The organism is Rhodomicrobium udaipurense JA643, from assembly GCF_000636015.1.
GTDB classification, from domain to species: Bacteria; Pseudomonadota; Alphaproteobacteria; order Rhizobiales; family Rhodomicrobiaceae; genus Rhodomicrobium; species Rhodomicrobium udaipurense.
In genome coordinates, this window is the sequence record NZ_JFZJ01000098.1 from 1 (window position 1) to 11,669 (window position 11,669).

At 64.1% G+C, this 11,669-nt stretch carries 10 protein-coding genes and 1 tRNA gene; 4 read left to right on the forward strand and 7 right to left on the reverse strand.

Annotated elements, in window-relative coordinates:
* Both T281_RS12825 and T281_RS12830 read right to left on the reverse strand, forming a co-directional pair.
* The coding region (locus T281_RS12825) for an amidase (RefSeq protein WP_037239678.1) at nucleotides 1-1,342 on the reverse strand (1,342 nt) is incomplete at its 3' end.
* Nucleotides 1,343-1,439: 97 nt separating this feature from the next.
* The gene (locus T281_RS12830; RefSeq protein WP_037239660.1) at nucleotides 1,440-2,267 is read right to left on the reverse strand and encodes a class I SAM-dependent methyltransferase; all 828 of its coding nucleotides are present in this window, start codon (nucleotides 2,265-2,267) and stop codon (nucleotides 1,440-1,442) included.
* Nucleotides 2,268-2,457: 190 nt separating this feature from the next.
* Here T281_RS12830 and T281_RS12835 point away from each other — a divergent pair, with 190 nt between their 5' ends.
* From T281_RS12835 to T281_RS12845, 3 genes are all read left to right on the forward strand, one after another.
* Nucleotides 2,458-3,906, forward strand: coding sequence for a tryptophanase (locus T281_RS12835; RefSeq protein WP_037239663.1), 1,449 nt, complete (start codon nucleotides 2,458-2,460; stop codon nucleotides 3,904-3,906).
* A 104-nt stretch (nucleotides 3,907-4,010) separates the two neighbouring features.
* Nucleotides 4,011-4,760: an SDR family oxidoreductase gene (locus T281_RS12840; RefSeq protein WP_037239666.1), complete on the forward strand. Its 750-nt coding sequence runs from the start codon at nucleotides 4,011-4,013 to the stop codon at nucleotides 4,758-4,760.
* Between the two features lie 141 nt (nucleotides 4,761-4,901).
* Nucleotides 4,902-4,978, forward strand: a tRNA-Pro gene (locus T281_RS12845).
* Between the two features lie 152 nt (nucleotides 4,979-5,130).
* On the opposite strand, the gene T281_RS12850 is transcribed toward T281_RS12845, so the two are convergent.
* From T281_RS12850 to T281_RS12865, 4 genes are all read right to left on the reverse strand, one after another.
* On the reverse strand, nucleotides 5,131-5,922 hold the full coding sequence (locus T281_RS12850; RefSeq protein WP_155955239.1) for a hypothetical protein: 792 nt from the start codon (nucleotides 5,920-5,922) through the stop codon (nucleotides 5,131-5,133).
* A 214-nt stretch (nucleotides 5,923-6,136) separates the two neighbouring features.
* On the reverse strand, nucleotides 6,137-6,826 hold the full coding sequence (locus T281_RS12855; RefSeq protein ID WP_037239670.1) for an ABC transporter permease: 690 nt from the start codon (nucleotides 6,824-6,826) through the stop codon (nucleotides 6,137-6,139).
* Nucleotides 6,823-7,518, reverse strand: coding sequence for an ABC transporter permease (locus T281_RS12860; RefSeq protein WP_037239673.1), 696 nt, complete (start codon nucleotides 7,516-7,518; stop codon nucleotides 6,823-6,825). Before T281_RS12860 ends, T281_RS12855 begins: the two co-directional genes overlap by 4 nt.
* 120 nt (nucleotides 7,519-7,638) lie before the next feature.
* A complete protein-coding gene (locus T281_RS12865) occupies nucleotides 7,639-8,508 on the reverse strand; it encodes an HpcH/HpaI aldolase/citrate lyase family protein (protein ID WP_037239675.1) in 870 nt (289 codons plus the stop codon).
* Nucleotides 8,509-8,677: 169 nt separating this feature from the next.
* On the opposite strand from T281_RS12865, the gene pdxY reads away from it, so the two are divergent.
* Nucleotides 8,678-9,547, forward strand: a complete 870-nt coding sequence (gene pdxY, locus T281_RS12870) for a pyridoxal kinase (RefSeq protein WP_052037462.1) — start codon at nucleotides 8,678-8,680, stop codon at nucleotides 9,545-9,547.
* Nucleotides 9,548-9,599: 52 nt separating this feature from the next.
* On the opposite strand, the gene T281_RS17860 is transcribed toward pdxY, so the two are convergent.
* Complete coding sequence (locus T281_RS17860) at nucleotides 9,600-11,591, reverse strand: M23 family metallopeptidase (protein ID WP_155955240.1); 1,992 nt, start codon at nucleotides 11,589-11,591, stop codon at nucleotides 9,600-9,602.
* Nucleotides 11,592-11,669 lie beyond the last annotated feature (78 nt).

Consider the following 11,669-nt stretch of genomic DNA (forward strand, 5'->3'; position numbering starts at 1 on the left):
TGCCGATTGGAAGCTCGTCCGGCGTCTCGCACAGCGGCACCGAAATCGCGGGCTGGCCCGACATGTTGAACGGCGCGGAGAAGGCGGCGAAAGCGAAACTCTTGCGGGCCACCGCGCGGACGATGCTGCGCATACGCTCCGGCGAGCCTGCTGCGTCGGCGATTTTGGCGGCCGTCTTTTCCGGGAATGGCGCGCCCGCCTCGCTTATGCGGAGCGGCGGTGTGGCTAGCACGGGGCTCAACAACACGTCGTAGCGCGTAAAGAAGTCGATGAGCTTCGCGCTTTCCGTAGCGAGCGTCGCCTGCGCCCCCGCGCGCTGCGACATGAGGTGCCCGCCGATTGTCGCGAGTGTCCACGTACCGAACTCGACATCGTCCTTCGTGGCGGCGCGGTCGAGCACGGCGGGGGGAAACTTTTCGAGCATGACCCGCGCGCCCGTCGCCCATTCGATCAGGAAGGCGGAGGCGAAGGCATCGTAATCGAGCGCCGGTTCCGCGTCCTCCACATGATGGCCGAGCGATTCCATGAGGCGGGCGGCGGCATCGAGCGCGTCCTTCACCACCGGCGAGACTGCGCCCGCCAGCATCGCCGAGCGCACCACGGCGACGCGCAGTCGCGGCGGCGGCGCATCGAGGCCCACGAGGAAGCCAGCATCCGCGCGCCCGCATGTCGCGTCGAGCGCGGCGGCGCTGTCGCGCACGGTGCGGCTCACGACATGATCGACCACGTAGTCCGGCGTGAATGGCTCAACCGGGTTCAGCCCGCGCGAGGTCTTGAGGCCCACGAGGCCGCAGCAACTCGCCGGGATGCGGATCGAGCCGCCGCCATCCGTCGCATGCGTCATCGGCACGACGCCCGCCGCGACTGCCGCCGCCGCTCCGCCCGACGAACCGCCAGGCGTGCGCTCTGTGTCCCACGGGTTGCGGCAGGGGCCGAATAGCACCGGTTCCGTCACCGGCACAAGGCCAAATTCCGGCACGTTGGTCTTGCCGAAGGCGATGAGGCCCGCCCGCTTGAAGCGCTTGACGATCTCGCCGTCATGATCCGGCACGTAGTTCGCGAACAGCTTCGAGCCGCAGGTGAGCGGCGCGCCCGCGAGCGGCGGCCCGAGGTCTTTCACGAGGAACGGCACACCGGCGAGCGGCGCGTCCGGCGCCACGGCATCGGCTTCGCGCGCGGCTTCAGCGTCGCGGCGGTAGACGATGGCGTTCAGCGCCGGGTTCACGGCATCCGCGCGCGCTCGCGCCTCGGCGAGAAGCTCGCCCGCGGAAACCTCGCGACGCCGCACAAGCTCCGCGAGGCCCACTCCGTCGTAGGCGTCGTAGTCCGCAAAGCTACTCATCCCGCCAGCCCTTTCATTCGTTCCGTGCGCCAAGGGCTTAGCTGATTTCATGCCTTTTCGCCAATGTCCCGCCGCGAACGAACGTCGCGCGAGGCGCTCAGGCCGCGCGCATCTCCCCCGCTGCCGCGAAGTTCGGCTTGGTTGCGGCGGCGATGATATACGTCTTGCACACCGCCGCGAAGTACCGCGCAATCGAGCGGCTCACCACGCCCGCTACGAGTGATTGACCGAGCGACATCTGTTGCTTGCGCCGTTCCTCCGCCGGCCAGTGAGACAGGTGGCGACGGAAGCCGCCGAGACACGCCCGCGTTGCGTCCCGCACGTCAATGGCCACGAAACCGGCTTTCGCCATCCGCGCCCGATATTCGTCGAGGTCGCGCATGAAATTTGCGGGCGGCACCTGACCGAAATTGCCGATGGGTTTCATGAAGCCGCGAAACAGCATGTCGGTCATGACGAGCGTACCGCCGGGTTTCAGCACGCGCGCAGCCTCGCGCAGGAAGGATTGCCGCGTGTCGAAGTGGAAGGCGGCCTCGACGCACATGACCGCGTCGAAGCTCTCTGCGGGGAAGTCGAGGTGCGCCGCGTCCATCTTGATGAACGTGCAGCCGGGGGCGCGGTCGCGCGCCGATGCAAGTTGCGCCTCGGAAATGTTGATGGCCGTGACATTGCGCGGCTCATAGGACCGACAAAGCCTCTGAGTGGACGCGCCCGGCCCGCAGGCGACATCGAGCACTCGCCCGCCCTCATGCCCGATCAATGAAACGAGTTCGTCGATCAGCGCTTCGCTTGCCGCACGCTGCGAGGAAGGCTCCCCGTCCCACAGGCCGAAATTGTAGAAGCCGCTGTTGTCGAAATACTGCCGGTAGCCCCGGCTCACCAGCGCCTTGTCATAGGTGCGGATCATGCGTTCGCGCGAAGTCATATTTCTCCCTCGCAGTTATACATCGAGGGAACCCGCCGGGCGGAGTTTCGGGTCCGTAACGCATGTCAGACGGCCGCGCACCGCATCAGGCTAAAGTCGCAGCGCCGCGTCTTATTTCCACATGGGATTGCCGAGGCAAAGGTTGTTACGCTCCGCACCGGGTCAACGAAAAATTTCACAAGAGGTCCCCGTGCCAAGAATTAAATTCCACAGCGGCGAAACCATTCCGCTGGAAATGCACAAGGTCCGCATCGTCCAGAAGCTCACCCTCCTTCCGATCGAGGACCGGCTCAAGGCAATGGACGATGCAGGCAACAACACGTTCCTGTTGCAGAACTGCGATGTCTTCATGGACATGCTGACCGACAGCGGCGTGAACGCGATGAGCGATCAGCAGCTCGCCGCCATGATGATCGCGGACGACAGCTACGCAGGCAGCGCCACCTACACGCGCCTCGAAGCGAAGCTCCGCGAGCTTTTCGGCATGCACTACATCTTGCCGACGCATCAGGGCCGCGCCTGCGAGAACATCCTCGCGCAGACCTTCGTGAAGCCGGGCACCATCGTGCCGATGAACTATCACTTCACGACGACCAAGGCGCACATCACCCTGAACGGCGGCGTTATCGAGGAACTCGTCAAGAAGGAAGGGCTCGAAGTCACGAGCGATCTCCCGTTCAAGGGCGACATCGACACCGAGGCGCTTGAAGCGCTCGCCAGGAAAGAGGGCGCGGACAAGATCGCCTTCGTGCGCATGGAGGCGGGCACCAATCTCATCGGCGGCCAGCCGATTTCGCTCGCAAACCTCGCAGACGTCCGCCGCGTATGCGACAAATACGGCCTGATCCTTGTGTTCGACGCGAGCCTGCTCGCCGACAACCTCTATTTCATGAAAGAGCGCGAGGACTCCTGCAAGGATCTCTCGATCCGCGAAATCACCCGCCGCGTCGCAGACCTGTGCGACATCATCTACTTCTCCGCCCGCAAGCTCGGCTGCGTGCGCGGCGGCGGCATCTGCATCCGCGACGAAGGGCTGTACAAGCGCATGCGCGGTCTCGTGCCGCTCTATGAGGGCTTCCTCACCTATGGCGGCATGTCCGTCCGCGAAATCGAGGCGCTGACCGTCGGTCTCGAAGAGACGATGGACGAAGACATGATCAACCAGGGTCCGCAGTTCATCGCCTATATGGTGAGCGAACTGCTGAAGCGCGGCGTGCCGGTGATTACGCCTGCGGGCGGTCTCGGCTGCCACATCGACGCGATGCGCTTCCTCGATCACATCCCGCAGGCGGAATATCGCGCGGGCGCGCTCGCGTCGGCCTGCTACATAGCGTCGGGCGTACGCGGCATGGAACGCGGCACCCTGTCGGAGCAGCGCAACCCGGACGGCACCGAAGTCTTCTCGAACATGGAGCTGTTGCGTCTCGCGTTGCCGCGCCGCGTGTTCACGCGGTCGCAGATCGATTACGCCGTCGACCGCATCGACTGGCTCTATCAGAACCGCAAGATGATCGACGGCCTCGTCTTCGTCGAGGAGCCGGAGATCCTGCGCTTCTTCTACGGGCGCCTGAAGCCTGTCTCGGACTGGCAGGAGAAACTCGTCGCGAAGTTCCGCGCGGATTTCGGCGACAGCCTGTAGCCGCACACCGAGCGACAGGGCGGGAACGGGAGCGCTCCCGCCCCTTTGATAGACACCATCTGCTCTGCCCGTGATAGGCTGACGAAAATTCGCGGGAGGATTGGATGCGTCTTCAGCACAAGGTTGCCATGGTGACCGGAGCGGCTTCCGGCTTCGGGGCGGAAATCGCGCGCGTGTTCGCCCGGGAAGGGGCGAAAGTCGCCGTACTCGACATCAACGGCGACGGTGCGCGGGCCATCGCTCGCGAGATCGGCGATGCCGCCATCGCGATCAAGGCGGATGTCACGAGGCGATGCGAGATCAATACGGCGGTCGCGAACACGCTCAACGCGTTCGGCGGCCTCGACATCGTGGTGAATAACGCGGGCTGGAGCCACAAGAACCGGCCCATGCTGGAAGTGTCCGAAGAGGATTTCGACCGCGTCTACGAGATCAACGTGAAGTCGATCTATCACATGGCGTTCGCCGTCGTGCCGGTGATGGAGGAGCGCGGCGGCGGCGTGATCCTCAATATCGGGTCCACGGCGGGCATCCGGCCGCGCCCCGGCCTCACCTGGTACAACGGCTCGAAAGGCGCGGTGAACCTGCTGTCGCGGTCGATGGCTGTGGAGCTTGCGCCGATGAAGATCCGCGTGAATTGCATCGCGCCGGTGATGGGCGTCACCGGGCTGCTCGAACAGTTCATGGGGTTGCCCGACACGCCGGAGAACCGCGCGAAGTTCAGCGCCACGGTGCCGCTCGGGCGGTTGTCGGAGCCTGCCGACATCGCGAACGCCGCGCTTTATCTTGCCTCGGACGAAGCCGCGTTCGTGACGGGCGTCGTGCTGGAGGTTGACGGCGGCCGCACGATATAGGGCGGCGGGCGACCAAGGCTCAGCACGGCGGCGGGCGCTGGGTGCGCACCATCATCGGCCCTTCCGCCGCGCGATTGTGGTCGAAGCCTTTCACACGGCGCTTGCTCTCAAATTCTTTGTGCGCTACGGGTTCTGATCTGTCGGGGCGTAGCGCAGCCTGGTAGCGCATCTGGTTTGGGACCAGAGGGTCGGGAGTTCGAATCTCTCCGCCCCGACCATTCAAATCTTGAGCTGGCGTCGTTTTGGCAATGCCGCCGCCGCTAAAGGATTTGCGGGACGGATCGCTAATTTTCCCCTCGTTTGAAGCATCCGCGCGAAAGTGCACGGCCGCGCCGGATTCGGTCGCCATCGCGCCGGTAACATCGACAGCCTACACGCGGGTGAGCAGTTCCAATGCTTCCCGATTTTTCACGATCGTCTTGTCCGGGTCTTTGCCCTTCGTCATCGTGATATCGCGCGGGAAGCCGCCAAGCCGCACTACGAGAAGCAGCGCCGCCCAGTTGACGCCGAAATCGCTGAAGCGTGGCTCATCGCGCACCACCCCGGCGGCCTTGTCTTTCTCATACTCTGCTTTCGCCGCGAGAAATTCGTCGAGGCCGAGGATGTTTCGCAGGCCCGCGACGACGAAGGGCGGCTTGCCGTCATTTGCGATCATTTCCGCCTCGATCTTCGTTTGCGCGAGTTCGATGTCGCCGTCGTAGATTTCGCGCAGGAGGATTGCCGTCATTTGCGCCTTGCCGCCGGGCGCACCTCTGTTCGCCGCGTCCTTTTCGTTCAGTTTGAAGATTTCGTCGGGCGTTTCCGAGAAGGGGCTTTTGCTGTTGATGTCGTTCCACCACTTGATCCGGTCGTCCGCCCGGCCCTTGCCGCTGCTTGCGTCAACGCCCTTCAGGATGACATTCATCTCCCGCTCGGCGAGTTTGAGCCAGCCGTGGATCTCGTCGAGCCCGGTGCTGTAAAAAAGATAGTTGAAGATGACGGCGATCACCCCGACAACGCCGACGATGTAGATCAGCGTCTGGACGCTCGGGATATAATCCGCGATCGAAAAATAGGGAGCCGCGTCGAACCAGCGCGGCGGGCGTCCGATCATCGCCTGAATGACGAAGGGCGTTGCCACCATGAGGCCGAACAATAAGAGCGCTTTCAGCCAAACCCGCATCGGACCCCCTCAAGCCCAGCTTCTTGAGCGGCGACCCGTCTTCTTCGCGCGCATGCCCCGCCGAAGAAACCGCTCTCACGCGTCCATCAATCGCTTGACCGAGGCCGCTTCGCAATTCGAATCGCCATCGCAACCATAACCGTGACCGTGCTTTGGCGTAAGGCCTCTTGCACAGTGCTTGCGCGCATCCGCCTGCGCCCACCGCGCCGAACGGTTACGCGCGGATGAGGTGACGGTTCAATCGCCGGTCAAGCGCATTCCACACCCGGCGGATGATCTCCACGGTCAGCACATAGACGAGCGCCGCCGCGATGTAGGCCTGAAAATCGTAGGTGCGCTGGAACGCGAGCTTCGCCGTCGCCAAAAGGTCGTAGACGGTGACGACGCTGGCGAGCGCGCTCGCCTTCACCATCAGGATGAGTTCATTGCCGAGGGGGCGCAGCGCGAGCCGCGCGGCCTGCGGCAGCACGATGCGGCGCGCGACAAGAGCGGGCGACATCGCGGCAGCCTTCGCCGCCTCCACCTGCCCGCGCGGCACGGCGCGCACGGCCCCGGCGAGGATTTCGGCCTGATAGGCGGCGGTGTTCAGCGTGAAGGTGAGCAGCGAGCAGTAAAACGGATCGCGGAACAGCCACCAAAGCCCCGCCGCGTCGAGGGTCGCCTGAAACTGCGCCGATCCGTAATAGACGAGGAAAAGCTGCGCGAGCAGCGGCGTGCCGCGCATCATGTAGGTGTAGCCGAACAGCGCGCCGGACAGCGCCCGCCCGCCATAGGCCCGCCCGAGCGCAACCGGTGCCGCGATTAACAGGCCCAGCAGCACCGAGCCGAAAGCAAGCTCCAGCGTGACGGCGAAGCCCTCCACCATGCGCGGCCCGAAACGCTCGAACAGGGTCCAGTTTATCATCGCGCGCTCCTGAAACCGCGCCCCGCCGCGCGTTCGGCCCTTGCGATGGCGAGCGTCGAAAGCGCCGTCATGGCGAGGTAAATCACGCAGGCCACCGCGTAGAATTTGAACGGCTCGCGCGTGGCCTGCACCGCGATGGTGGTTTCCCGCAGGAGGTCGCTCAGCGCGATGACGGAGACGAGGGACGTGTCCTTCAGCAGCACGAGCCAGTTATTGCCAAGGCCGGGCAGCGCGAAGCGAAGCATCTGCGGCAGCCGGACACGGCGAAACACCTGACGCGGCGACATGCCGAAGCTGCGCGCGGCTTCGATCTGGCCACGCTCGACGGCCTTCAGCGCCGCGAGAATGACCTCGCTCGAATAGGCGCCGAACACGAGCGCAAGCGCGACTAGCCCCGCGACGAAAGGCGAAACCTGCACATCGACTGGCAGGTCTGTGGCCGCCGCGATCTTCTGAAGCAGGATCTGGCCGCCGAAATATATGAGCAGCAGCGTGAGAAGCTCGGGCAGCGCGCGAAAGATGGTGGTGTAGGCTTCCGCGAGGCCCCGCGCGGCGGCGATATGCGAGGTTTTGGCCAGCGCCGCCGCAAGCCCGAGCGCGAGGCCGAATGGAAGCGTCGCCAGCGCGAGGCCGACCGTCATGGCCGCGCCCTCGGCGAGCGCGCCGCTCCATTGCCAGATGACCCCGTCCAAGCCGCTCCCCGCTTTGCACGAACCGCCAAAAGCTTAAGCGCGAAGCCTTGCGCCCGGCAAGCCTGTCGGCGCGGTTCGCGACGCCCCGGCTGATCCGGAAGCGCCGCGCCGCGTCACAAGCTAATGCTTCGGCCGCGCGATGGCTTCCGCCATGGCGAGCGTCTGCCGGGCGATGTCGGCATGGAGCCGCTCCACCATGCGCCCGTCGAGGCTGATCGCGCCCTTGCCCTGATTTTCCGGCAGGTCGAAAGCTTCGACGATTTTCGTTGCGGCGGCGATTTCCTCGGCCGACGGCGAGAACACCTCATTGCAAACGGCGAGCTGATTCGGATGGATGAGCGTCTTGCCATCCATGCCGAGCGCGCGGCCCTGCACGCATTCCGCGCGGAAGCCTTCCTCGTCCTTGATGGAATTATAGACGCCGTCCACCACCGCGATGCCGTAGGCCCGCGCGGCGGCGACCGTCAGCGACAGCCAGGCGATGAGCGGCAGGCGATCCGCGCCGGGCAGAACGCGCGTGGCTTTCACGAGGTCGTTGGTGCCGAGCACGAAACAGGTGAGCGGCAGTTCGTTCGAGGCAGCGGCCTGCGCAATTTCCTTGAGGTTGAAGATGGCGAGCGGCGTCTCGATCATCGCCCAGAGCGAAATGCCGGTGCCGTTCGGCGCGCGCTTGCGGGCGAGGTCGAGATCCGCCGCCGTCTCGATCTTCGGCAGCAGGATCGCGTCAGGCATCGCTTCGAGCGCCGCCGCGAAATCCGCCTCGCCGTAGGGCGTCGAGAAGCCATTCACGCGGATGACGATCTTGTGCGCGCCGTAGCCGCCGGCCTTCACCGCCTCGCAAACCTGGCTGCGCGCGAGTTCTTTCGCGTCTGGCGCGACCGCGTCTTCGAGGTCGAGAATGAGTGCGTCGGCGGCCAGGGTTTTCGCCTTTTCGAGCGCACGGGCGTTCGAGCCGGGCATGTAAAGGACGCTGCGGCGAGGCTTGATCATCGGGTGTTCTCCTTCGGATATGACTCAACTTTGCGGATATGACTCAACTTTGCGGATATGACTCAACTTTGCGTTGAGCTGGCAAGCGCTTTGCCGCCATTGGCCAAAATTTTCCGAGCCAAGGCGGCGCTTTCCGCGTAAGACTGTCCAAAAAGAGCGCGCGGTCCATATGGCGAAAGTTCTATCGATCTCGTCACAGGTGATTTACGGGCATGTCGGGAATTCCGCGACGGCCTTTGTCATGCAACGCATGGGGCATGATGTCCTGCCCCTGCCGACGATTCTGCTCTCGAACCGGCCCGGATACAAGGCGCTGGCGGGAGAGCCTGTCGCCGTCGACAAGCTCGACGCCCTCCTTCGCGCGGCGGAGGAAAACGGCTGGCTTTCCGAGATCGATGGCGTGCTGACGGGCTACATTCCCACGCCTGAGCATGCGGAGTTCAGCCGCCACTGGATCGCGAAAATCAGAGCTGCAAATCCGGCCGCGCTTTATCTGTGCGATCCCGTCGTCGGCGACCTGCCGCGCGGGCTCTATGTCAGCGAGGCGACAGCCGAGGCCGTGCGCGATGTGCTCGTGCCGGTGGCCGACGCCGTAACGCCGAACCTTTTCGAACTCGGATGGCTGGCAAGACGCCCCATCGCCAGCCCGGCAAGCGCTATTGCGGCGGCGCTGGCGCTCGCGCGACCGACCGTTGTCGTGACCTCCGCGCCTTCGGGAAAGCCCGATTCGGTTGCCAACATCCTCGTCAAGGGCGGCGAAGTCTTCGCGACGGTCTCACCAAGGCGCGCGCTTACGGCGCACGGCACGGGCGACGCGCTTGCGGCATTCCTTTTGTCCTACAAGCTGAACGGCTTCGTCGCGAGCGCCTCGCTTCGCGCTGCAACCGCCGCGATCGATGCGGTCATAGAGAAGAGCGAGGGGCGCAGCGAACTCGCGTTGATCGAAACGCAAGCGGTATGGGCAGCGGCCGACCCGGTTCTTGCGCCGCTGGCATCGTTACCGGGCCTCGACGACGACGATGACGCGGATGCTGTTTAGCTCGGTTAGGGCGCAACAACCGGCTCGCGGACTTTGAAAGAGGCTTGTTGTCCTAACGCTCGACCGTCGCGACGCGCGTCTTCACTGGCGGGCGGCGCATCAGATCGTCGATGCGGGCCCGTTCCTTGCGGAAATCGGCGAGCAGGCGGCCTTGAAGTTGGCGCGCCTTGGGGATCTTGATCGAAAGCGGATTGGTGAAGCGGTTGTTGATCAGCACCTCGTAATGGAGATGCGGGCCCGTCGACATGCCGGTGTTGCCGAGATAGCCGATGACCTGCCCCTGTCGAACCTTGACGCCCGTCGCGACCCCTTGGGCGAAACGCAGCATGTGAGCATAGGCGGTCTTGTAGCCGTTGGCGTGGCGGATGCGAACGTAATTTCCGTAGTTGCCATTGCGCTCCGCCGTCTCGATCACACCGTTACCGGCCGCGTAGATCGGCGTCCCGATCGGGCCCGCCCAGTCGACGCCGGAGTGAAGCCGAAGCGTGTGCAGCAGCGGGTGCTTGCGCCATCCGAAGCCGGATGTCAGGCGGGCACCGCGAATGGGCGTGCGCATGAGAAACTTCTTCGAGTTCGAGCCGCGGTCGTCGAAATAGTCGACACCCTCGTTGCTGCGGAACCGATAATAACCGTGCGTTTCTCCGCCAATGGTGACGGCAGCGTAAAACAGTTCGCCCGGCCGCTCCACGCCATTTTCGTCTTGCACCAGATCGTAAAACAGCTCGAAACCATCGCCTGACTTCACACGCTGCTTGAAGTCTACGTCATAGGAATGGACTTTGACGAACTTCATCAGGAAGTCGTACGGGATTTCCTGCGACTGCGCCGCGCGATACGCGCTGAGATAGACGGTCGCCCTGTCGCCAACGGTGTCATCCGCCTTGTGTTCGGGCTTCAGGTGCTTTTCGCTCGGCGCATAGCCGCCTTCGCCGTCGCGCACGATGGTGACGTTTGTCCCCTGATAAACCACGGTGATCTTGCCGACGTCCACGCCGCCTTCCTCCGACGCCGAGGGCGTGAGCCCGAGCCGCACTTCCTCGCCCGCGCGGAGCTTCCGCGATTTCGTTATCGCAGCGACAGCGGTGGACACCAGCCCCGCCTGCATCGGATCAACGCCGACGCCTCTGATCACCGAATCAAGTGATTCGTAGCCCTTCGCGATGATGGACCGGCGGTCGTATCCTTCGTCGGTGCTCTCTTCCTCTTCCATTCTTTTCACGAGAACGGTGGTGTGAGGCTCCGGCGCAGCGAACGCCATATCGGTTCCCGCGAGCCGCTTCGTGTCCTGTGGCGCGGCTCCTTCCAGGCCAACTTCGCTCTCGGTGTAAACCGCGTCAGTCTCCGCGACGAGCCGCTCTATTTCATCGTCGGACAGTTCCACATGGTCTTCGCGCGGCAGGAAGCCGCCGGGCACATCGATGAACCGCACCGAAACGCGCGGGTCCGTGCTGAGTTCGCCGCCGGACTGGTCTTTGCGCGCGATTGGCGTGTTATTTTCATAGAGCGTGGCGGGGTTGAACGCCGGGATGTCGATGTCCTCGTCCGGCTTTTCCGTGGCGAGCGTCGCGACAAGCTTCACATAGGGCTTCGTCGAGAGGTATTCGCCGGTGCCTCGGCGCTGCACCACCTGTTCATAGATGAGGTTTCGCGTCGTGAGGCCCTTTGAGGAAAGAACGAGGCGATCGGTCTTGAGACCGATGGCGATGGGCTTTTCAGCGCCGACGAGGCTCGCCGCTCTCGGCCGCATGGCGTCGATGCCTGCCCTCTGGAACGCTCCGAACATTCCTCGTCCGGCGTTCCCCTCGCCGACATTCATAGAAGTGTAGATGACGACGCCAATGATCGCGAGCCCGGAGATGGCCACGATGATCGTTGAAATGAACCACTTGAGCTGCGTTACGACGCGCCGTGGACCGAGCTCGCTGAGATAGATCGCGGGGGCCTGTTTTCGACCGATGTCGCGCCCGAGTTTGGAAACGGCGCGTGTTTGCTTGCTGAACGCGCACGAGATCCGTGCCGCGCCGCCGCGTCTCTCCTCGGTCACCACGATCGAGCAAGCTCAGTCTCCATTCCCTCGTCCGGCCTTATGACTTGCGCCCGTGTTTGGGCGAAGATGCGGCGG

Bases quoted from the DNA above. Each gene is read 5' to 3' on its own strand.
- T281_RS12840 (WP_037239666.1), top strand. From the start codon at position 4,011: ATGCGTCTTCAGCACAAGGTTGCCATGGTGACCGGAGCGGCTTCCGGC.
- T281_RS12850 (WP_155955239.1), bottom strand. From the start codon at position 5,922: ATGCGGGTTTGGCTGAAAGCGCTCTTATTGTTCGGCCTCATGGTGGCA.
- T281_RS12855 (WP_037239670.1), bottom strand. From the start codon at position 6,826: ATGATAAACTGGACCCTGTTCGAGCGTTTCGGGCCGCGCATGGTGGAG.
- pdxY (WP_052037462.1), top strand. From the start codon at position 8,678: ATGGCGAAAGTTCTATCGATCTCGTCACAGGTGATTTACGGGCATGTC.
- T281_RS12830 (WP_037239660.1), bottom strand. From the start codon at position 2,267: ATGACTTCGCGCGAACGCATGATCCGCACCTATGACAAGGCGCTGGTG.
- T281_RS12865 (WP_037239675.1), bottom strand. From the start codon at position 8,508: ATGATCAAGCCTCGCCGCAGCGTCCTTTACATGCCCGGCTCGAACGCC.